General features: G+C 49.9%; 17 protein-coding genes and 1 tRNA gene. 14 read left to right on the top strand and 4 right to left on the bottom strand.

All coding sequences use genetic code 11. The features are described from left to right. Nucleotides 1-906 precede the first annotated feature (906 nt). Nucleotides 907-982, bottom strand: a tRNA-Gly gene (locus JOD20_RS01045). Between the two features lie 156 nt (nt 983-1,138). Between JOD20_RS01045 and JOD20_RS01040 the strand changes: the two genes are divergently transcribed. From JOD20_RS01040 to JOD20_RS01010, 7 genes are all read left to right on the top strand, one after another. After that, nucleotides 1,139-3,016, top strand: a complete 1,878-nt coding sequence (locus tag JOD20_RS01040) for a serine/threonine protein kinase (RefSeq protein WP_204753499.1) — start codon at nt 1,139-1,141, stop codon at nt 3,014-3,016. A gap of 189 nt (nt 3,017-3,205) precedes the next feature. Next, nucleotides 3,206-5,023: a serine/threonine protein kinase gene (locus tag JOD20_RS26665; protein ID WP_204753498.1), complete on the top strand. Its 1,818-nt coding sequence runs from the start codon at nt 3,206-3,208 to the stop codon at nt 5,021-5,023. 123 nt (nt 5,024-5,146) lie between these two features. After that, nucleotides 5,147-7,963 (top strand): hypothetical protein, encoded by a 2,817-nt coding sequence (locus tag JOD20_RS01030; protein ID WP_204753497.1) that lies wholly within the window; start codon nt 5,147-5,149, stop codon nt 7,961-7,963. A gap of 127 nt (nt 7,964-8,090) precedes the next feature. Continuing rightward, entirely contained in the window at nt 8,091-8,594 is a 504-nt protein-coding gene (locus JOD20_RS01025) for a TadE family protein (RefSeq protein WP_204753496.1), read from the top strand. A 16-nt stretch (nt 8,595-8,610) separates the two neighbouring features. Next, complete coding sequence (locus tag JOD20_RS01020) at nt 8,611-9,156, top strand: TadE/TadG family type IV pilus assembly protein (protein WP_204753495.1); 546 nt, start codon at nt 8,611-8,613, stop codon at nt 9,154-9,156. Between the two features lie 53 nt (nt 9,157-9,209). After that, nucleotides 9,210-11,735: a VWA domain-containing protein gene (locus JOD20_RS01015; RefSeq protein ID WP_204753494.1), complete on the top strand. Its 2,526-nt coding sequence runs from the start codon at nt 9,210-9,212 to the stop codon at nt 11,733-11,735. Nucleotides 11,736-11,817: 82 nt separating this feature from the next. After that, nucleotides 11,818-14,211 (top strand): Kelch repeat-containing protein, encoded by a 2,394-nt coding sequence (locus JOD20_RS01010; protein WP_204753493.1) that lies wholly within the window; start codon nt 11,818-11,820, stop codon nt 14,209-14,211. A 70-nt stretch (nt 14,212-14,281) separates the two neighbouring features. Here the strand turns inward: JOD20_RS01010 and JOD20_RS01005 are convergent, their stop codons facing one another. Further along, entirely contained in the window at nt 14,282-15,721 is a 1,440-nt protein-coding gene (locus JOD20_RS01005; protein ID WP_204753492.1) for a golvesin C-terminal-like domain-containing protein, read from the bottom strand. A gap of 374 nt (nt 15,722-16,095) precedes the next feature. On the opposite strand from JOD20_RS01005, the gene JOD20_RS01000 reads away from it, so the two are divergent. The 7 genes from JOD20_RS01000 (at nt 16,096) to JOD20_RS00970 (ending at nt 21,273) form a co-directional block, all read left to right on the top strand. Further along, nucleotides 16,096-16,500 carry a DUF6086 family protein gene (locus JOD20_RS01000; protein ID WP_204753491.1) on the top strand — a complete coding sequence of 135 codons (405 nt, stop codon included), beginning with the start codon at nt 16,096-16,098 and terminating at the stop codon, nt 16,498-16,500. Between the two features lie 21 nt (nt 16,501-16,521). Next, nucleotides 16,522-16,914: a hypothetical protein gene (locus tag JOD20_RS00995; protein ID WP_204753490.1), complete on the top strand. Its 393-nt coding sequence runs from the start codon at nt 16,522-16,524 to the stop codon at nt 16,912-16,914. Between the two features lie 36 nt (nt 16,915-16,950). Next, complete coding sequence (locus JOD20_RS00990) at nt 16,951-17,346, top strand: hypothetical protein (RefSeq protein ID WP_204753489.1); 396 nt, start codon at nt 16,951-16,953, stop codon at nt 17,344-17,346. Between the two features lie 63 nt (nt 17,347-17,409). Continuing rightward, a complete protein-coding gene (locus JOD20_RS00985) occupies nt 17,410-17,841 on the top strand; it encodes a hypothetical protein (RefSeq protein WP_204753488.1) in 432 nt (143 codons plus the stop codon). Nucleotides 17,842-17,871: 30 nt separating this feature from the next. Then, on the top strand, nt 17,872-18,276 hold the full coding sequence (locus tag JOD20_RS00980) for a hypothetical protein (RefSeq protein WP_204753487.1): 405 nt from the start codon (nt 17,872-17,874) through the stop codon (nt 18,274-18,276). Nucleotides 18,277-18,302: 26 nt separating this feature from the next. Then, nucleotides 18,303-18,674 (top strand): hypothetical protein, encoded by a 372-nt coding sequence (locus tag JOD20_RS00975; protein ID WP_204753486.1) that lies wholly within the window; start codon nt 18,303-18,305, stop codon nt 18,672-18,674. A gap of 688 nt (nt 18,675-19,362) precedes the next feature. Next, complete coding sequence (locus JOD20_RS00970) at nt 19,363-21,273, top strand: serine/threonine-protein kinase (protein WP_204753485.1); 1,911 nt, start codon at nt 19,363-19,365, stop codon at nt 21,271-21,273. Between the two features lie 115 nt (nt 21,274-21,388). On the opposite strand, the gene JOD20_RS00965 is transcribed toward JOD20_RS00970, so the two are convergent. Next, nucleotides 21,389-21,760: a hypothetical protein gene (locus JOD20_RS00965; protein WP_204753484.1), complete on the bottom strand. Its 372-nt coding sequence runs from the start codon at nt 21,758-21,760 to the stop codon at nt 21,389-21,391. A 460-nt stretch (nt 21,761-22,220) separates the two neighbouring features. Continuing rightward, complete coding sequence (gene recF / locus JOD20_RS00960) at nt 22,221-23,378, bottom strand: DNA replication/repair protein RecF (RefSeq protein ID WP_204753483.1); 1,158 nt, start codon at nt 23,376-23,378, stop codon at nt 22,221-22,223. Between the last annotated feature and the right edge of the window lie 17 nt (nt 23,379-23,395).

Raw genomic sequence — 23,395 nt, 5'->3', positions numbered from 1 at the left:
CACCCTTTTGGGCTGTGGTGTACCCAAGAGGCATCCGCTGATTATTCGCTTTTCCCCAGCAACCGAGCCAAGCCTGTTTCCGTGGGCAGCAGCGGGAAGGCTATTCGAGCCGCCAGCCTCACGCACCAACTTGGAGTTGCTAGGTTAGCACTCGCCCTGCGGCGAGGAACCTCTACCTCGTTTTCTGAATCGCAGCGTACGTTGATTCAGACCGTTGCGCTTAAATTGAGTAGCTGTGATTGCTCCTTATCCAATGCCTGGCCATATGCCACGCTTGGGGCATTATACTGCATATTGCTATTTTGCAAAGTGTTTGCCATCCACAAAGCATCCGAAGGAGTGAAACCGCGAAGAGCGCGAAGGACACGAAGTACGATTTTTAGCCACAGATTGCAGTAAGGGCTATAGGCTATAGGTGTACTGGTTCATTGCGTTAGCGACGATTCCCCCTCTCCCGTCGAACAGGCGAGGGGGAACCGCTGAATCAGGGCTCCCCTCGCCCGCGTTCAGTGGGAGAGGGGTTGGGGGTGAGGGCATGCACCTGGTTGCCAACCTAATGAACCAGTACATATAGGCTGAAGGCTATTGGCTATTGGGGATTTTTTTTTCGCCACGAATTGCACGAATTCCACGAACAATCTTCCGCTAGCCTATAGCTTAGATTAAACAGCCTAATCTCTGACACCTAGCCCCTGAACCCTCACCCCAACTCCTATGCTCTATGTTCTATGTTCTATGTTCTTATTTTCATCCCTCATCATTCATCCTTTATTTTTCCTCTGTGCCTCTGCCTTAAAATATTGCTACTTTTTTGACTTTTGATTTCTGACTTGCTCTATGCTCGATGTTCTATGCTCTTTGCTCTAAACAAAAAAAAACACCCCATTGGCATGGGATGTTTGTGGATGGAGCGGGAAACGGGGTTCGAACCCGCAACCTTCTGTTTGGGAAACAGATGCGCTGCCAATTGCGCCATTCCCGCTCATCAAGCTCTGTGAGTATACTCAAAAGCAGTCAAGCTGTCAACCATTGGCTAATTATTAAAAAGCGCTGCCCAACAAACAGATACTGTTAAATGTATCTAACTAAATATGGTACACTAGCGCATCAAGCTATTTTTCTTCGTGAGAGGGCAACGATGAGTGTTCTTCAATCAGGTGTTGTGCTCAACAACCAATACGAAATTATTAAAAAAATTGGCGGTGGCGGCGGAGGCAACGTCTACGAAGCCGTCGACCAAAACTTGGCCCGCCGCGTTGCAGTCAAGCATTTAATTCTGCCAAGCAATGATGCAATCAAACATTTTAAAAAAGAAGCCCGTTTATTAGCCAGCCTTGAACACCCAAATTTGCCGCAAGTCTATAATCAGTTCGAGGAAGGCCCAGGCCATTTTTTGGTCATGGAATATATCGAAGGCACTGACCTTGATCAATATCTGCGCGATCAGGCTGGCCCTTTGGCCTTAACCACGGTTTTAGCGTGGGCCGATGAGCTGCTGAAATTGCTTGAGTATCTGCATACCGCCCCGAAAGAGCCAGTTATTCACCGCGACATTAAGCCAGCAAATATTAAATTGAGCACAACTGGCCAATTGAAATTGATTGATTTTGGCTTGGCAAAAAGTGATTTATCAACCCAAATCAATAATGTCTATATGAGTGTTCGGGGCTATACCTCGACCTACGCGCCCTTAGAGCAATTGGTACCCAAAGATGATGAACGCACCGATCAGCGCAGCGATGTGTATGCCTTCGGCATAACGCTCTATCATTTGCTCACTGGTAGCGTGCCAATCGATGCCAACAAAAAGCAGATTGATGCGACCAATCGCTATGCAATGGTCATTCAGTCAAAGCCCGACCCAATTCTGCACCCAAAACAGCTCAATCCGGCGATTCCTGAGTATGTTGATGCAGCGATTATGCAGGCAATTGCGATCAATAAATCTGATCGTTTTGGCTCAGCAGCAGAATTTCGCCAAGCATTAAATCCTTCGCCGGTTTCCAAATTTAGCTCAGGTTTTGCTGGTTTGCTAAGTGCTCGGCCTAAAGCGCAGCCTGCCGCTAGCAAATCAACCCAATCGTCTAAGCAAGCTGCAAACTCAACCGGCCAACGTAGCCAACCAGCTCAACCAAGCTCAACCCCACCCATTTCGCGCCCAGCAAGCGATCATTTCGAACCACCAATTCCCCCTGTGCCCAATCCAAAGCCCAAATCGATCAAGCGCTTTGTTCCATTACTGGCCTTGCTGTTACTAGGCATGGGTGGCGGTGGCTGGTGGTGGGTTAACGCCAATCCTAGCAGCGATTCAACCACGTTGCCCAATCAAAATAACCAACCAATTGTCTATAATGCAGTGTCGAATCCAGCGGCAACGCTGCCTTCGAGCAGCAATGGCAGTGCTGCACAACCAACCACAACCTTGAGCCACGCAACCGCGACGCTAGAGCCGAGCGCAACCGCCACGTTGGAGCCAAGTGCAATCGTAACATCTGAGCCGACGATTGCAGTGGTTGTTCAGCCAACTGCTCGCCCAGCAACCGCGCGCCCAGCCGCCCAACCAACCCAACGGCCTGCACCTCAGCCAACCAAACCACCACCGCCAGCATCTGACCGTGATGGCGATGGCGTGGCCGATGCCAACGATCCCTGCCCTGATACCAATGGCCCGAACAATGGCTGCCCGCCGCCACCACCTGATCGCGATGGTGATGGCGTGGTCGATGTCAACGATCCTTGCCCTGATACCAATGGCCCGAATAATGGCTGCCCTGCGCCAGTCGAACCAACTGCACCACCAGCAGTCGCTGATAGCGATGGCGATACAATTCCCGATGATCGTGATGCCTGCCCGAATGAGCCAGGCGATCCCTCGCGCAATGGTTGTCCAAAGCCAGTGGAAGCACCACCAACCAATACGCCACGGCCAACCGAGAGGCCCACCGATGTGCCGAAGCCAACCAAGATTGTTGAAACACCAAAACCAACTGTAAAGCCACCTGTAACGGCTCCATAAACAAGAGGCAAAATACGGTATAATCGTGCGCGTAGCGTTTCGCAACTTCAACCCACCTCGTGCTACGCGCCAAGATTACGCTTTGCTATAATCCTGAAGTCAGATCTCCCACCGCCCTCGCTCGTTGATAGAAGAGGGATCGGGGTGAGGAGCGCTTAAATATCCCAATTAAAAACAACGAGGCAAGCTATGTTTCCAAATGGCATGATGCTAAATGAAACCTATGAAATTCGTGAGCGGATTGGCCATGGCGGCGGTGGCGCGGTCTATGCCGCCTATGATATTAAGTTGCGCAAATTGGTCGCGATTAAATATCTGCACCTTGAGGGCGACCATGCGATCAAGGCGTTTGGCCACGAAGCCAGTTTACTGGCCAATTTGCATCACCCCAGCTTGCCCAAGGTCTATTTGCACTTTAGCACCAACGATGGCCAATTTTTGGTGATGGATTTGATTGATGGCAACGATTTAAGCACCTTGCTTGAGCGCCAAGGCGGCCCGCTGCCGGTCGATCAAGTACTTGGCTGGGCTGATCAACTGTTGAGTGTTTTGACCTATCTGCATAGCTACTATCGCCAGCCAATTGTCCACCGCGATATTAAGCCAGCCAATATTAAAATTACAACCCGTGGCGAATTGAAATTGTTGGATTTTGGCTTGGCAAAGGCCGAAATTTTTACCAATATGCGCAGTGCGATGCATAGCGTTCATGGCTATACCTTGACCTACGCGCCGCCTGAGCAGATTAATCAAGAAGGAACTGACCCACGTAGCGATTTATATTCGTTGGGCGCAACGCTGTATCATTTATTAACAGGGCGCACGCCAACCGATGGCGATGGCAAAACCGCCGATGCTTTGGCGCGAACCTTGGCGCTTGCCAAACGCAAGCCCGACCCAATAATTGCGCCAAAATTGCTTAATCCTGCGATTCCTGCGCATGTCAATCAGGCAATTATGCGCTCGCTGGAAATTGATGCTGATGATCGGTTTGCTTCTGCCGAGGAATTTCGCCAAATCTTGGCCCAACCTTATACGCCAATCAACCCTGCCCAAACCCAAATTTTGCCAACCACTATTGGCTCACGAGCAATCACTGGGCCGCCTAAACAAGCGTCAATTCGCGAAAGTAGCCAGCCGCAAGCACCAATCAGCACGCCAAAAAGCAACTATCCAGCCCAACCAGCACTTGAGCCAAGTGTGCAAGCCCAGCCAAAAGCGAGCGCTAAACGCTTTCTGCCATTGCTGTTGGGATTACTGTTGGTGGCGGCTGGCGGCGGCTGGTGGCTGAGCCGTGATGAGCAAACGCCAATCGTTACGGTTAGTCAGGCTACCAACACGGTTGTGGCAGCCCAACCAAGCCAAAGTCTGGCCACCACAACAACCGGCATAAATGTTGCTGATCAGCCAACTATCACGTTGGGCGTGGCCACAAGCGCGACAACCAGCCTTGCAGAAGATGTGGCAACCGCAACCGAGCCTGCGCAGCTAACCACTGCTGCGGTGCAGCCAACTAACGAGCCAGCAACGGCCCGTCCTGTGGTGCAGCCAACCAATCGGCCTGCGACGGCCCGCCCTGCGCCGACCAATCCGCCAGCGCTGCAACCAACTAACCCACCAGTGGTGATCCAGCCAACTAATGAGCCGATTGTGCAGCCAACCAATCCTCCAGCTCCAAGCGATCGCGATGGCGACGGATTTAATGATGATCTTGATGGCTGTCCCGATGTGGCGGGGCCAAATAATGGCTGCCCAGCTCCAATTGAGCCAACCCAACCACCAGCAGTAACTGATCGCGATGGCGATACGATTCCCGATGATCGCGATGCCTGCCCGAACGAGCCTGGTGATCCCTCGCGGAATGGCTGCCCGAAGCCGGCTGAGCAGCCAACCAATCCACCACGCCCAACAGATGCACCAGTGCAACCTACGAGAGTTCCGCCAACTGTTCAATCGGAGCCAACCAGACCACCACCGCCACCACCACCGCCACCACTTATTCCATAATTGACATAAGCCCAGTAATTTAAATAGATTATTGGGCTTTTTGCTGCATGCAAGGAGCAGAATCAAGTATAATCGCTGCTGGTTGCTTGGCCATGTGGCTTATTCGGTTGTGAAGGAAGCACTATGCAGTTGATTCTTGGTTTGCTGTTAGCCCCAGTTTTGCTTTATCTGCCAGGCTTCGTTTGGGCGCGCTTTGGCCATCGCCCGAGCGATTGGCTTGATCGCCAATTTGAGCGCATGTTGGTCAGTGCGCTATGGACTGGCTGGTGGGGCTTGGTTCTGGCAAGCCTTGGTTGGTATAGTTTGCTGCATTTAGTGCTTGGTACAGCCGTTTTTTGTGGGCTTGGTTGGTGGCTTAGCCGCAAATTTGGCCTTGCTCCGCTAGAACTAAGCAAAGCTCGCCCACGCTGGGAGCGGTGGGTTTTTATTATTCTGTTGGTAATTTTTGCTGCAATCGTCGCCCGACCTTTTGAAACCGTTTTGGGTGGCCGCGATGCAGGCATTTACACAGTTACTGGTTTTGCCATCGAGCGCACTGGCAGTATTGTGCAAGACGAAGCCTTGGTTGCCGAGATCGTGCGAACAATGAACTATAGCAATCGCGATCTCTCTGAGCCAGCCAAACAAGCCTATACCAACCTGCTTGGCAAACAAGAGCCGCAACGATTTTTGAGCACCCGCTTTCATCAACCTAGCTTTTTTATGACCGAGGAATCGGCGGCGGCTGGTAAATCGTATCCCAATAACTTTCACCTTTACCCGACATGGATCGCGATTTGGACGAGCTTATTTGGCTTGTATGGCGGTTTGTTGGCAACTGGCTATTTGGGCTGGTTGGGCGCGTGGAGCGTAGCCATGGTCGGGCGGAGGGTGGTGCAAGGCAAGGCCAGTGCTTGGATGGGGGTTCTAGCGCTGGCCCTAATCAGCCTCAACAGCTTGCAAATTTGGTTTAGCCGCTATTCAACTGCTGAAGCAGGCGCGCAATGGACGGTTTGGAGCGGCTTGGCAATGTGGGCCGCCTATAGTCAAATCGAGCCAGCCCAGCGCAGCAGTCGTCGTGGCCTCTGGTATGCAGCCCTCTGCGGCATTGCGCTTGGCCAATTGGCTTTGATGCGGCTCGAATTCTATTTTGGAGTCTTTCCGGTTGTTTTGTATTTGGGCGCGGCCCTGATTCGGCGACGCTGGGGGCAAGGCGAAATAGCCATGGCCTTGGGCTTGGGCACGATGTTGGTGCACGCTGCAATTCACATCAGCACCATTGGCTGGCTCTATTTTATGAATAATACATGGGGCAAGTTTCAAGATTTTGCGATTATCTCGCGCTTGGCCCACCCTTTTTATCCGCCAATTTTGCAAGATATTCGTAGCAACAACTCAAAAGCCTGGATTTTAGAGAGCAACAGCCGTTTAGCCCTAGAATTAGCGATTGTCGCCATTGGTTTAGTGGCGCTTTGGGCCTTGTGGCGTTTTCCCCGTTTGTTGAATTGGGTTGAAGCCCAAGCCCAACGCTGGCAACACTGGCTATTGGGTGCGCTGGCAATTGGCCTCGTGCTGCTGGCTGGCTATGCCTATTTTATCCGGCCACAGCATCTTTCAAGCGCCGCCCTGTTGCACCCGATTGAGCATGCCAGCACATGGAATAGCTATATTGGTGGCATTTTGCCGATTCCTGATGTTAAGCCCCGTCAAACGGCGATTGCTTATGGTAATATGGTGCGCTTGGGCTGGTATTTTTCGCCCTTGGGCATTGGCTTGGGCATTGCTGGCTTGGCGCTCTGGATTTGGCGCGGCATGAATCGGCGCTCGTGGATGATTTTGCTGCTTGGCATTTTGTATGGCGCATTTAGCGTTAATGATTCGTATGGCACTGCTGAACAAGCCTATATCTATATTGCGCGGCGCTTTTTGCCTGGGGCTGTGCCGATGCTCAGCTTGGGCATTGCATGGCTCGTGGCTAAAGGCTTGGTGCGCTCAAACAAGCTTTGGCAGGTAGCAAGTGGGCTGGCGGCGGCGGCAATGCTGCTATTTTTTATCGCAACTGGTTGGCGCACGATTGCCCATATTGAATATAAAGGGGCCTTGGCGGCACTAACTGAGCTGGCTAGCAAAACCGAGCCCAATGCCATTGTGCTCATGCGCGGCGGCGATCGCGATTCCTCAACTAATATTGCCACGCCCATGCACTATCTATTTGATCGTGATTATTTGGTGGCCTACAGCGACGATCCCACGCCCTACCGCGATTTGTTGGCCCAGCAAGTGCGCAATTGGCAAGCCCAAGGCCGACCGGTTTATTTGATGCTTGGCTCGCGTGGTGGCATGCTCAATTTGCCAGGTTTTCGCTATGAAACTGTCGAGATCTTCGACCTACCATTAAAAGAATGGCAACAATTGCAACTACAAAAGCCCTTTACTGCTGGCGATATTCGCTTCACCTACCGCATCTATCGGCTTGTGCCTGATGCGCAGCCGCTTACTGGCCAGCAAACGATTGCGATTGATGATTATCGCTGGCAGCATAGCGGCATTAACCCAGTCGAAACGAACCCCAAAACCGGCCAGCGCTTTACATGGACTGAGGGGACTGCGCGCTGGATTATGCCCGCAATCAAGACTAGCTCAAATCTCAGCTTTAGTGTAGGATTAGGGTTAGTACCACCATCACTCGTAAACCAACCAGTTGAGCTTTGTTTAAGCGCCAGCTATTTAGTTAAGCAGCCAATGAGCCAAGCATTAGGCTGCCAACGTTTGAGCAGTAGTGAGCCAACCATCCTAACTTGGGAGCTGCCTGCGCTTCCAGAGCACGATTGGTTATTGCAACTTAGCCTAAGCCGCACCTGGACACCCAACGATTATGCTGCCGAATACCCAAGCCCGCCGAACGATGCCCGCAGCCTTGGGATTCAATGGAGTGGCATAGTCTGGCAGATTGATCAATAATAGCGTAAGCGAATTCTTAAACAAAAATTGGTACTATCGCACTATAGGCGAATCGGTATTGAGCTGTGTATACTGACCTGAGACCCAAACGTGGAACGTATGCGCATAACCAACACGGGAGGTACGTATGAAACGAAAGTCGCGAGGGCAAGCCCTTGTTGAGTTTGCCTTGGTTTTTCCCCTTATTATGACGTTCTTATTCGCATCAATTGAGCTGGGTTTTTACGTTTATTCTTGGTCGCAGGCCAACTATGCTGCGCGCCGTGGAGCTGAACAAGCTTCATCAGGCCCACCAGTAAGAGCACGTGCTGATTATCATTTAGATGATGATCCATGTGTGAGCTTGATTCGGGCAGCAGCTATCCGCACCACAATTGGCATCAGAGCCTCGGACGTTAAGATGGGCTATAAGCTTCAAGCTAATGATACTCGGATTATTACTGATGCAAATGATCCAACGATCCATCGCAAAGCTGGCAATATTATGCAGGTGCAGGTTATCTATGACTATGAACCTCTTACCCCAGTTGGCGATTTTTTCTTATCAGGACGGACTATTGATGCAACCTCGCGCCGCACGATTGTCCGCTATGATTTTTCGAGTATCGACCCACTCTCGGTTTGCCACTAATCAATGAGGATACCTGATGATGTTCAAGCTTAAATCAAAGCGCAAACAAGCAGGCCAAGCCTTAGTTGAATTTGCGCTAACTGTGACAGTCTTATTCTTCTTTCTTTCAGCAATTATTGATTTTGGCTTAGCCTTTTTTGCTCATCAGGGCTTGAAGGGTGCCGCCTACGAGGCCGTTTCGTATGGGGCGTTGTTCCCACTTCGAAGCGATGGAACGATCAATACCCAAGAAATTCGCGACCGCCTCCGCTATGAAAGTGGTGCTCGCGCCGATACTTCAGGCGCAAATGGGTTGCGTTTTGTCAACTTATTTGATCTTGATAATAAGAATGGCGATGATCCAGAAAGTGTTCAAGCAGAGCGGATTATCATTAGCTTTGTTAGAAGCCCAATTCCGAATTCTGTACCGATTGATTGTGCGAACCCAGCAACGATGATGCGCCAGTTTTGCGATATTCGGGTTTCGGTAACCTATACCTACGACCCATTTTTTTCCTTTGCTTGGTTGTTGGGTTCAGAGACAATCAACTTGACCGCGACCCAACAACATACCTTACCCTAGCTGATATCTATCACGACAGTGGTATTGAACTTTATTTTTACGGAGGATAGGCTATGAACTTAAGTCGCATCATGCGACGTGTAGCCCAACCAGTCGCAGGACAATCATTAGTATTCTCTGCTATTTTGTTCTTCGTCTTGGTTGGTTTCGCTGCACTAGCCATTGATACAGGCGAGGCGTTTAGTCGCCAACGCCAACAACAAGCAGCCTCGACTGCTGCGAGCATCAGTGGTTTGGAAACGATGGGTGTTGGTGGCGAGGATAAAGACGTTGTGGCTGCAATCAAAGCCGCCTTGGCCTCAAATGGGATTACCAATGCTGAGCCAATCGTCGGTGATTGGCCGCTCCTCGACCCAACTGTAAATTACTATCGAGCCTACTATACCCAACGCGGCTCACGGGTTGAATATCCGGTTGGCTCGTTCACTGGTAGTGTTCCACCGGAATTCAATGGAATTCGGGTTGAAGTTCGCTCGGCACGGAACACGATTTTTGCCCAGGCTTTAGGCGTTGATACCCTCGAAGTTTCAGCCAATAATAAAGCAACTTGGTGCCAATGTGCGACCTATGTCTTCCCAATCGCGGTTTCGACCGATAGAATGCTGGGAACCTTGCCAGGTTCCACTGTTACCCTGACATGGAGAAAAGACAAACTTATCAATCCTGCTGACGAAAAGAATCACTTCGTATGGGCTGAATGGACAACTGGTACCAATGTCAATCAGCGCTTGAAGGATTCCTTGGGCGGTACCGGTGATTTAATCAAAGGGTTTACCGAAACGACCCCCCCATCTGGCTATAGCAATACCAGCAATAATGGGATCATCAACAATAAGGACTGGGTTAAGATTTCGGATAGTACGCTAACGCCAAATTCGGGAGAATTAACCTCGTTGTTGAATGCGCTTAAGACTGGCAAGCCAATTTTGCTGCCAACCTTTACCAAACTCAATTATACAGGTAGCACAAACCCCAAATATACCAGCTTCAGTGTAGGTGGCTTTGTGCGGGTAATCGTGACAAAAGTTAATAACCCTATAGACACCATTGAGCTGCGCTACGTTGATGCAAATGCCAACTGCCCATGTGTCGATGTACCAACACCACCAGTATCAGAAGTCAAGCTAGCGCTTGATCAAAAGCTGATTTGGTATCTGCCAAGTATTAATACGACAAGCTATGATATTAACTTGGTGGTTGACGTTTCTGGTTCGATGAAATGGTGCTGGAATACCAAAACAACCTGTGGCACAAACTCCAACGCTCGCTGGTATCTGGTTAAAGAGTTCTTGAAGAAGTTCTCGTATAAGATGCTTAATGTTTGGAATGCCCCAGCAGGCACGCCCATGAACAATGAACAATTATTCCCAGGCGAAGAATTAATCGGTCAAGGTGGCGATAATCGGATTTCGGTTGTCCGCTTCAGCGACAATGTTAACACTGATAGCCCTTCATTTGGCTTCGTCAATTCACCGACTGGCACTGATCCAAATAGTGTTAAAGCTCGTACCGACCTGATGAAACCCAAGATGGAAACCTTTATCAACTGGATCACCTCTGGTAACATGGGTGGTAGTACTGCTGGTGCAGCAGGGTTGGATAGCGGTATTCGCTACTTTGATAATGTAAATGCTGATGTGCGCAAAGATGCATTGGGTCGCCCAATCAAACTAGTTATAATGATGTTGACCGACGGTTTGACCAACGTGATGTTCGAAGGCAATAAAAAGTATAGCCAAAATACCCAGTATATCGAGCACAAACCTTCGGGTGGCGGTGCATCTAAGTATTGTAAAGATCCGAACGACCCAACCGCTGGTAGTAAGGGAACCCCAGGCCATCGCGATTATCCAGTTACCGACTTGCCTGATGTGCAAGCCAACTGTCCATGGAATGGTGAGGGCCCGAGTGGGGGTTATGCAAGGGCACCGATTGCCTCGTTGATCCAAGTCGCTGATCGCGCACGGACTCGCGTAGCACCCAAGCGGCCAATTAGCATTATTGCCATCTTGGTGGGTGACCAAGAGCGATTTGGGCTTGCAGACTTACGGATCGATCGGATTGCTTCAGCTGGTGGGGCATTCTATGCCAAAGATCCAAATTCGCTGAACAGTGCACTGCGGGCAATTCTTGTAAGCTTAGCCATACCGTGTAATCCGCGTGATGCACTCATTCCAGCAGCTTCCGCCAAGGTTACCGTTCGCGATAGCACTGGCGCAGTTGTTGCTGGGATGGACAATATGCGAGCCGCAACTGATGGTACGTTGATCTTTACCATCCCCGAGCCAGGCAACTATAGCTTCATCGCTGAGCGCAAGGTAACGGCTTGGAGTGAATTCCCATTGGGTGCAAACGAAGTCATTGATCCAGAGCTGTATAAGGCTCCCCGCGACATACGCTTAGAGGGCACAACCTACTTGCCACAACTGTACAATCGTCTGCAAGCACCAGAGGATATTGTGTACCGCAATGCAATTCCATTCAGTATCCCTGAAAATGCTGAAGGCACGATTGATTTGGGCAAATATACGATGATTATCGCTGAGAACGAAGCCTTCAAAGGTATCTGCCCACAATAGGCTAAGTTCTAGTACAATTATTGAGAGGTCATGGAATACGCACAGCCAATGGCTGTGCGTATTCAATACTAAGGAGTTTACTATGGTTCGCAATAGGCAGGGTAAACGAGTACTATCCTCATTTCTTATTATTGTTACCCTCGTAGTTACTTTAGTTTCTTCAGTTTCAGCAATCTCGCTAAGTTCTACCATTTCGCTGAATGCTGGTGATTTTGCTAGTGGCTATTTTGGCTTGACCGGTCTAACCCAACAGGATACAGTCATTGGTGGGGTTAACTATGGCGGGGTTCAGCTTATTCCACAAGGTGCATTGGCACAATGGAGCGAGGCGAATAATACCATCTGCCGTCGGCTAGCTGATATGGGGACTGCTAGCTTTAAGAATCATCTCTATACCATCGGTGGACTTACTGCTTCGTCAGGGGTAATTGCTCCAGTCCGAGATGTTTGCCAAACATCGGTTTTGAGCCTTGGCGGTGAAACAACCGCGTGGACGCAAAGCCCCCAACCTTTGCCGCTGGCTTTAGCCCGGATGAGTACAGTGGCTATCACCCACACGAGTGACCCTACCAAAGGCATTATCTATACCTTTGGTGGTCAAAACGCAGCGGATTTTGATAGCCAGTATGTTGATACGATTTACTCAAGCGTGATTGATGCTAACGGCAACTTAGGCCCCTGGCAAACCCAAGCCCTAACCGTTGGCGAAAAATTGATTAATACGACTGCAACTGCCTATACTACCGAATCTGGTCAGACCTATATTTACCTGATTGGTGGTCGAACCATCGATACCTCGATTTTATTTGCACCAGTTTTTGCGCGGCGCTCGGTGCGTCGAACCTTGGTAGGGCCAAATGGGGTGCTTGGGCCATGGCAATCGATGCCTGACCTGCCAATTACGCCCGATATGTTTACCCCTACCAGTGGCTGTGATAGCAAGGTTGGCTTGCACACCATGGATGCTACCAACTTTGATGCAGTTACAACTGAAAGTATTACGCAAACTGGAGGTATTACGCGAACGGTCGAAAGCACCTATCGCGCCTTGATAGTTGTTGGTGGAACCTTCGAATTAGGAAGCGGCGATCAAGCCAATGGCTGTTCGATCACCCGCGAAGGCTCAGCCCAAGCTTTCCTTGGGCGGCTTAACCGTAATACAGGCATGCTGACTTGGGAATCGCAGCGCTATGTTTTGCCCGAGCCACTTTCAGGCCCACGGGTGATTGGGGTTAACCAAAAAATCTATGTCGTTGGTGGTCGCCAAGGAACGATTGGCGCTCCAACGAATCGGATCTATACCTCCTACATTAATATTAATGCCTTTAGCCTACCAGTATTCGGCCAGAGCAACTTCCGGGTTTCGGAAAATGCCCTTGAACCTGAGCAAGCGCGAGCATCGCATGGGCTTGAATTAATTAGGATTGAAAATCGCCCAATTGCCTATATGTACGGTGGTATTCGGCTTGGAACAACCTATCAGGATGACGTAATTTTTGGTAGGGTTGGGACTGCCGATGACTTTGATTTTAATTCTGGTGGCTACCCATCACCTGGCATCTATCGCTCACCAGCGGTTCAATTACGCGCACCTGCAATTATTGAACAAATGCTTTGGGATGCAACGATTGAAACAGCGCCACCAGAACCAGCGATTAATACCGATATTCAAATGCAATATCGGCTGGCAACAACCCGCGCAGGCCTAGAGTCGGCTCCATGGCAAATTGTCGATGGTTCACCAAGCACTGATAAATATTCAGTTAATGGCCCAAATACGGCAACTGGCTCAGCGGTCGTCCAAGGTCAGTGGTTCCAATATCAGGCCTTGATGACAACCCAAGACCCTTCGTTGGTGAAAGCTACCCCAATTTTACGCCATGTGCGCATCAAATATAAAGTTGATGGCCACCCAAGCTTGTATGTTGATAACGCTTCAATGTCTACGGTTACCCCAGCAGGCATTACCGCATTCAACATGACCTTGAAAAATGGGATTAAGCCTGGCTCAAACGATACCGAAAATGTGCTCGATGCCGATATTGAAAGTTCTGGTACGTTCTATGTCGATATGTACATCTTGCCGCCTGGCTCGGCTGATGTACCACCAAGCCGCAATGCTGAGGGGATTTATCCCTATGGCGTAGTCTTTACCGAGGTCAATCGGGCAAACTTGCCGCAGGACGGTAGCTTTACGCTTGATGGCTTTTCTGATAATACGCTTTGGCGCAGAAGCTGTACGCTGGCAACCGTTGATTGTCCATTAGTCGTTTGGCAAGCGCTGTTCAACCAAGCTGGCGTATGGAAAGTCTATCTGGTTGTTGATAGCGGTAATAATGTTACCGAAGCTGAAACGCCTGCTGGCACCCGCGAGTTTGATAATATCTATTCGTTCAATGTTACCTCAACTGTTGTTGGAAGCACGATTCGCTTACCAGTTGTTGGGGTCAACTTCGCCAATACGCCAACACCATAAGCCACTTAACGTTAAAGCAGGGATTGGGCTTAGCCCAATCCCTGCTTTTTTGTTTAGCTAGCGCTTGAACTTATTTGGTCCAGCGCACGCTATCAAACCAAATCGCCTTCATGCTATCGTCGGCTAAATCGGAGAGGCTCACTGAGCCTGTGCCATCGAAGCGATAGCGCCCGAGTTCAGCCCAATTGCCAGCGTGCTCAGCTTGATTGATCACAACCAAGCTTTCGCCATCGGCGTGCTGCACAACATAGCGGGCTGAGGTTGTGTCGCTCTTGCCGTTGGGGCAATAGGGCACAAACACGCTGACGCTATATTCGCCAGCTTCCAGCGGCGTTGTCCAGCGCGCATTGTTAACAGCTTTGGCTGGATCATTGGTCGAGAACGTCCAGAAGGAATGGCGGTTTTTGCCACACGAAAATTCATACCACTTAACATCTGAGCGGCTGAATTGTTCGCCTTGGTTATCGACCTGAATTGTGCCTGCTGGCAATTCTTCAACTGGGGCTGGCTCTGGTGTGACGCTGCCAACTGGCATTGGCGCAGGGTTATCGCCTGGATCGCGGCCCAGCCACAGGAAGGTAATATCTAATTCTTCTTGTTCATCATTAAATGGAATGCCTAAGGCAGTCCAGGCTCCATCGCCAACATCGGCAGCGGTTGGGAAGCGCACGCGGCCTTTTTCGGCCCAGCCACCGTTGTAGCCATCGAAATAGGCGGCATGGTCTTGCGGCATGCCCACAGGCAGATCACTAAACTTTTCACGCTCAACATTCCAGTAATCATCGTGAATATTCCATGGCCCTACTTCCCAAACTGGCACGACAATCGAAGTGCCTTTATAGGATAAGCGCGCCATATATTCGCCGCCGCCGCGTGATGAAAGCGAGCGGAACGATGGCAATGAAACAAACCAATCATTGGGCTGAATAATATGGCCGTTGGCGGTGCGATCGCCGACCAAGCCCATGCGCGTTGCCCGAATGTGATAAGTTGGGGCCAGCGGCTCAGCATCCATAATGCTGATTGCTTCGCTTTCGGCAAGCATGTTGGGCGCAAGTTGCACAAAATCGACCACTGGCGCTGCATCATTGGCCAGCAACACCAAGCGATATTGAATTTGGCGGGCAATCGTGGCAAAGCCTACAGTTTGGCCTGCTTGCACATCGAGCGTCCAATCGCTCCAGCGCTCGCCATTGAAGCCACGCAGATCAAGCCGTACAGCAGCATTTGCTGGCATAGTTGCGGCCCAATTGACGGTAACTTGATTGGCGGGAGCAATCTGTTGCGGTGCGCTATCGAACATACCAAAGCGCGCAAACGAACCATACACAGCTGCCGCTTGGCTTGCAGTCGGGGCGAGGGTCAGTTGCCCAGAATCGAGAATGAGGGTATCGGTTGATGCAGCAGCAGCCCACAAGGATGCGGTTGGGGTAGCCTGCGCTCGGAGTGGGGTCATGCTGACAGTCAGCAGACAGCCAAGCGCCAATAAACGGGCAATGTGTCGCAACACAAACCTCCGGAGGTACGCGGTGGATGCAAAACATGGCATCAGGAATGCAGCTTGGTGGTAGCAACACTGCTACGCTTCAGGGAGAGATGCCACAACGGCGGCATCGGCATTCCACACCGACTCTCTTGATACAACCCGCCTTCGTGGCGTGAGGACTGCGCTAGAGCTGAGTTTCCAGCATTTAACACAGCGTCAGGATTATATCATAGCTTTTTCAGATGTAAATCAGCAATTTATCAGGTTGCTGTCAGCTTGCGATTCGGCGCTAAAATCCAACTATTGATGGAGTGGTTTCGGCACAAACATCGGCTACCATAGGCGCGAGAGCTACACATCCTCATAACAAATAACCATTTAAGGAGCAGATGATGGGAATGGACTATGAATATGATCCGTGGTTTTTAGATCAAACAGGCAAAGAAGGCTGCAATATTCTCCTTTGGGAAGTCGGGCTGAATGCTGGCCAACTTTTCTTTGCCCAAATTGAAGCGTTTGAAAAGATTTTTAATCAACCCAGCGGCTTTTATACCTATTTATCGGGTGATGTTATTCTCCACCAACCAGCCTACCTAAAAGCTTTGATTGAAGCAATGCTCGATTATTACAACGCAACCCGCCATCCCTTGCGGCCCATCTTATTTGATTCGTCAATTCAGATTTTATTGGTGTTGTATCAACGGGCTATGGGCGAGTGGTTGCCAGCGCCAGCAGCGCTAATGGCTACGATTGAACAGATTGAGATCGCTATGGGTCGAGGTTATCTCAAGCGCAATAATTAATCGAAGGAGCAGATGATGGGAATGCACTATGAATATGATCCATGGTACTTTGCTGAAACCAAGCAACGCAATGCCGCGATTGTGCTATGGCAAGTAACCCAAAATCCAGGCAAACTCTTTTATGCCCAAATTGAAGCGTTTGAAAAGATTTTTCGCCAAGCAAGCGGCTTTTATGATACGAAGGCCGATATAATTCTTTTGACCGAGCCTGCCAACTTAAAGGCTTTAATCGAAGCAATGCTTGCATATTGGGGTTCAGCATATCCACTGACACCACTTATGTTCAATTTGCCGATTCAAATGTTGCTGGTGTTGTATCGACGGGCTATCGGCGAGTGGCTGCCAGCGCCAGCAGCGCTAATGGATACGATTGAAGGGGTTGCAGACGCAATGACTGGCTGGGAGCACGCTTGAGCAGTTCTGGTGAATGGGATAAGAAGGACTTGAATTATGAAATTTCGCTGCCTTTGCGATAATGTTATTTATGATATTAGTGATGAAGATTCGTTTGATACAAAAGGCTGGCTTTTGCCTTACTATGCGTATTGGGCGCTGAATGAAATCTATTTACCGCTGTTTACCCGCTATGTCGAAGCTGTTGAACAAGGGCGCGGTACTGCATGGATTAAAGAGCAGCAGCTTTCTACGATGGAATTATCGATGGAAGATATGGTGCGGCAGATTGCTTGGAATGTTGATCCAATGCCCAAAATCTACGAATGCTCGCAATGTCAGCGTTTATGGATTAGCCATCCGCATGCTGAAGGCTATTTTGCATTTAAACCAGAGTTTCCGGAAACCACGCCCCGCAATTTTTTGCGTGGCCCACAGGCTGAAACTGAGTAATCTACATCTGCTGGGGAATAAACGTAATCTATAGAAGCGATTGAGCAATGCTTCGGAGGAAGAATGCGATTGTATTGTTTATGTGGTACTACATTGGTTGATAGCAGTACTACCGATTTATTTTATAACAAGGGTTGGGTGCTACCACATTATTCAGCATTGGAGTTTGATGAAGCTTATCTGCCTATCGCTGTTGATTATGTTGAGGCTGTAGAGCAAGGTCGCAAAACGGAATGGATCGCCAATCACTATCCGCCTGAACACCTTCCTATCTCACACCATGAAGTGCTTGTTACCTATGCTGCGTGGAATGATGATCAATCATTATTTCTTTATGAATGTGATCGCTGTCAGCGTTTATGGATTAGTCATCCGCATGCTGAAGGTTATTTTGCATTTAAACCTGATTTGCCCGAGCAAACTCCGCGCGATTTTTTGGGTGATCCACGGGCTGACGCTGAGCAATCTACGCCTGCAGATAATGAAGAACGTTAATTTGGGTTTGACTCCAAAGAGGGAGAATTGATGCCAGACTTGAAATGGGATGTGATTGATTTAATCGATGCACTGGAAGTCTTGCCCGAAGAAGACGATTATCAAACGCATTATCGTTTTAGCTTTGAGCGCTTAGGCCTAACTGGAACGCTCGATCTTTGGCCCTTGGAAGCAACCGCGTTAGTCGAACTCCAACAAACTGATTCGACCAACCAAATTATCACGTTTGGCCTGTATATTCGCCAATCAATTCAATTAATCCGTCAAGGCAAAAACTCGTTACTTTGCTTCCACGATTGCATCATTACCCGGAACCGTTTTTGGATGTATGATAGCGCTGGAAATCTTTCAACAGCTCAATTATGGCAAGATCCATTGAATTGTTATCTCCAAGCGAAGCCAACGATTCATTGCTGGTTTGGCTTTGAGCTATAAACCAATCTGAGGAGATTAAGCTGGAAATGCTCGATTATCATACAATTATTCGTTCGCGCTGTGAGGAATTAGGCCTAGATTATCAACATAAGGCTGATATTGTTGGCTTAGCATATCGCTATACCTTTTGGAGAAGGCTAACTCTTGTTGAGCAAAATACGCTTTCTGATTATGAGATTCGATTCACAAATGATGGTGAAAGAATCTGCGAGACTTGGCCAATCAAAATCTATCTGGCTACCGAAGAAGAGCATTGGTATGCAGCCGCCGTTTATCATGAAGGTGGTTTAGGGCTAGGTGATTTTATAACACCATTTGATAGCTTCGAAGCAGCGTTTGCCTGTATTGTTGATCATCAAATGAATTGGCAAGGGCCGCCATTTCGCTTGAAAAAATGATTTTGATGCATGATGAAGCATAATAAATTCTATTTGATAGATTGGTGGTATTAAATTGATAAATATTCTGCTGCAGAACAAATAAATGGCTTATAGGTAATCCGTGATTTTCTAAAGCAAGAAAGGTTAATTGTATGAATTTTGATGAGTATATTATCAATAAGCTCGAAGAAAATGGATTTTTAGCTGAAGTTCTTAGATACCAACCACCTAAATTTCAGTGCTTGATCTTGCGATAGCCACTCGCCATAAATGCTCTGCGCCTCTGTGTTAAGCAAGGCTCTGGGCTTTGGGCTGGTGGCTATTTGTAATAGTTCATTGGATTGGCAACCATGGACATGCCCTCACCCCCAGCCCCTCTCCCACTGGACGCGGGCGAGGGGTGCACCCGTTTTTACCGATACATTGCGCAAGAACCACGGTGTTGAAGCTCCTCGCTCGTTTGACGAGAGCGGGGTTGGGGTGAGGGGCAATCGCTAGTTAACACAATGTACCCAGTACAGCTAGTGGCTATTGGCTTTTCATCTTTCTGACTTTTGATTTTTGACTTGTACCTTCATCCTTTACTATCGATCTCCAATACTTACAATTTCGAAACAAATGTGCTAAAATGAATTAATTCGCGTCATCGCAGGGGAGCCGATGTGCTATACTGCCGATGAAACGTGCAACTAGAGGAGCGACCGCAATGACTGCCCCTGCATCTCGGGCTAAAACAAATGCGACACCGCGCCGCGAAGATGATCATGAACTGCGCAATTATCGCTTGGAAGAGCGAATTGGCCAGGAAGAATTGACGACCATCTATCGCGCTCGCCACCTAACCCTTGATCGCCCGGTTGAGGTGCATGTGTTACGCCGTTCGGATTGGGTTTCGGTTAGCAGGTTTGGGCAGGCCGCCCGTTTGGCTGCTCGGCTCAAACATCCAACGATTGTGCCTGTCGTCGATGCTGGCCACGATGATCGCTTTGGCTACTATTTGGTCACGCCGCCGCTTGGTGGGCGCTTGTTGCAAGAAGTGCTCGAAGATGGCGCGCTCTCGGTCAGCGATGCGGTGCGAATTTTCAGCGATATTGCCAAAGCTCTCGATACCATCCACGCCGAAAACATTGTGCATCGCGATATTCAGCCCGGCACGATTGTCGTCACCGAAACTGTGCATGATCAAGCAGTGAGCCGTCATGGTTTTTTGACCAACTTTAGCTTGGCGTGGAGCAGCGACGGCCCCGATCTCTCGCAGCTGGAAGAGGCCGATTATTTGACGGCCTATGCTGCGCCTGAGCAAGATTTTAAGCAAAATGCCACCGAGCCAAGCCTTGATATTTATGCTTTGGGCGCGGTGCTCTACCATATGCTGACTGGCGAAGTGCCCCCCGCCCCGGGCCAAACCCCCAAATCGTTGGCCGATTTCAATGAAGCGCTTGCGCCTGCTGATCGGGTGTTGCGGCGCTTGCTCTCGCCCCAAGCCTCAGTGCGTTATAGTTCGGCAAATCAAGCGGCGGCGGCCTTGCGCCAAGCGTTGCGCGAAGCCTTGCCTGCTGAAGCCAGCACCAGTTTAGCGCCAGTTGCCGCTAGCAATGTTGAAAGCGAATGGCTAGAAAATCCGGTTGAAACGGTGTTGGTGGGAATTCTCGATGGCGATTTTGTGCAGCGAGGCCGTGATTGGGGTCGGCAGTTGCACGAGCCAAGCAATTTGCGGGCGGTGCTCAATCGCTGGAGCAGCCAAAATATGGTGCGGCGGCGCGATTTGGGCAATGCAATTATGCCTGAGCGCGTGGTCAGCTACAACTTCTATACCTACGAACTGCGCGCTTATTACGAAACCCGCACAACACCAGAGCCGCGCGAAAAGCCCTATCAAGGCAGTCGCATCAGCACCAGCCAAAATCCGCCTGGAGTTTGGCAAGTGATCTTGCCCGATCCTCAGCCATTCGATGAGGTTCGCCCGACCGAGATGGTTATTCCCAACTCCGAGCGGGTTGAAATGTGTATTTATTGCGGCGGTAAGGGCGATTTGCACTGCACCAAATGCCATGGTCGTGGCTTGCTCGAAACCAAGCGCGTCCAGACCAATCCTGATGGCAGCAAAGAGCGGCGCACGATCACCGTCGATTGCCCCGAATGCGAAGGCGAAGGCCAATCGGATTGTGGGCGTTGCCAAGGTTCGGGCCAAGTACTGACCGAAGATGTATTTTATTGGTCGCGTTGGGGCAAGCTCTGGGAAAATACCGACGATGAGGCGGGCTTGCCATTGGCCGATATTCGCGAAAAAGCCCAGCAAGTGTATACCGCGCACATTGACGTTCGTGATACCAAGTGGCATGCGATTGCGCCATTGCACGAGCTATTGCAAGCTGCCGAGAATGTTGATGCAGAGCAACAAACTCGCCTGTTGCACGCCGAATTGACGATTCATGGCACGCCAGTTACCGAGGTTGATTATAGCGAGCGCAATCAAGCCCATACCTTGTATATGATTGGCTTTGAGCCAACGATTGTGCGTGGCAATTTTACCTTGTTTGATCGCGAGCGAATTATGCTGTATAGCGTGATTGGGGTATTGCTGTTGATTGCGGTCGTTGGGGTTTTGATCTTCTAAGCAAACCTGCCGTCCTCAATTTCTTCCTCCTAATTGAGGACGGCTCACCTTCTGCTCAATCCTTCAATCCCACAAGCGTTGCGATTCCTGGCCTTTGTTGCATGGTGGTGTTCCTTTAGCGTTGATATAAACGCATAAAACCAACCCGACTTTGGGGTTGGAGCTGTAATGGTGTATCTAAATTATGGACTGCTACGCCATCAAGCATCAGCCAACAATCGCCAGCGCGAAACGCTGCTTCAGCTTGGCTGCGAACCTGCTCGGCGGCAATCATGCTGCTATGGCTTGGTTTGGCAATCAAATAATTGAGTGCAAGGCTTGGGAGATTGGCTTGATGGCTTTGATTAAGTTCATTGTGCACATGCTCTTGCAGCAATTGGCGCGCTGAAATTTGGCCTTGGGGCAGGGAAATCAGGCTTGGCGGGGTGCGAAGCTCATTGCCAAGGCCCAGTAGGTGGGTGGTCACTGCGACACAGTTCGTACTCATAACACATCCTTCAACACAATTTGCGTGACGATCGAAAGTATAGCTGGTGGTTGTGTCAATGAGTGTCACAATGGTGTAAGTATGAAGGATGAATTATGAAGGCAGAAGGCAAAAAAGGGATGCGGCTATAGGCTATTGGCTATCGGTGATTCATTGGCAATACCAACAGTTGCTCCGAAAGCCAACAGTCAATAGCCAACAGCCTCATGCTTCGTGCAATTCGCGGCTAAAAAATAGTCTATTTTTTAACGCAGAGGCGCAGAGCAAATGATGAACAGTCAGAATAAAATCAAAAAGCAGAAGCCAATAGATGTTGGAACCAACCAGTCCGTGCTCCCCTCGCCCGCGTTCAGTGGGAGAGGGGCTGGGGGTGAGGGAATGCCACCGGTGGCCAATCCAATCTCCCATAGCCAACAGCCTATAGCACCTTCATGCTCTTCGCGTTCTTCGCGGTTTAACATCATGCAGGGAAAATTTGGCCTTGATCGACGTTCATGCGGGTGATTTGGCTCAAAAAGCTGGGCGAAAAATCATCAAGATCGGTTGCTGTGATTAAAATTTGTTGCTGAGGCCGCACAATCGTGGTCAATAAATGCTCGCGCCGCTTTTGATCAAGCTCCGAGAGCAAATCATCAAGCAGTAGCACTGGTCGATCGCCAGTTCGAGCATGCATCAACTCGGCTTCGGCTAGGCGTAAGGCCAAGGTCGAGGCCCGTTGCTGGCCACGCGAGCCAAAACTGCCAACTTCGCGCTCGGCCAATTGAATCGAGAGATCATCGCGATGCGGGCCGATCAAGGTCACGCCGCGCTCACGCTCCTCGCGGCGTAATTCCTTCAACGCTGCCAGAAAACTTGGTAAATCGTGGGCTGGCGTGGTATCCAAATAGGTCAAGCGTAAGGCCAAATCGCTGCCGCTAATGTCTGCATACAAGCGTTGCGCTAGATTATCCAGCTCGGTAACGGCGCGGCGGCGTTCGCGTAACACATACACGCCTGCTTTGGCCAGCTCCTCATCCCAAAATGCCAAATCTTGTTCGCTGGCGGCGCGGCCACGCTCGCGGCTGGAACGTAACAAGCCATTGCGCTGGGTCAACACTTGGTTGTAGCGCGAAAGCGCGCGCACATAACGCCCATCAATCTGCGAAAGCGTGACATCAAGGTAGCGCCGCCGTTCGGCAGGCGCACCAGTGACCAGCTCTAAATCTTGGGGTGCGAACATCACCACCCGCAGTTGACCGATTAAATCGAGTGCGCGACGGGCAATTTTGTTGATGCGAATTGTTTTGCTGGTGGTTGGCAATAAATCGCCATCTGCGCCAAATTTGCGTTGCAGCACAATCTCAATGGTTTGCATTTCGGCCTCTGGTTGGGGTTGCAAGCTGGCTGCCAAACGAGCAAATGGCGCTAAACCAAGGTCGCCGGTTGCTTCAAGCGCAATCAATTCGCGTTCGGCGGAGGCGCGGAGTGAGCGAGTTGTGGCCAAATAGTATAATGCTTCGAGAATTGTGGTTTTGCCCGCTGCATTGGCCCCATAAAACAAGCATACACCAGGTGGTAAGGCTAAAATGAGGCTACGATAAATTCGAAAGTCTTGAAGCTGCAGGCGTGAAACATACATACACGGTCACTCAAACG

This window comes from Herpetosiphon giganteus (assembly GCF_016907925.1).
In the GTDB taxonomy this organism is placed as follows: domain Bacteria; phylum Chloroflexota; class Chloroflexia; order Chloroflexales; family Herpetosiphonaceae; genus Herpetosiphon; species Herpetosiphon giganteus.
The sequence above is the reverse complement of the archived record's forward strand: the minus strand, read 5'-3'. Positions and strand labels throughout refer to the sequence as shown.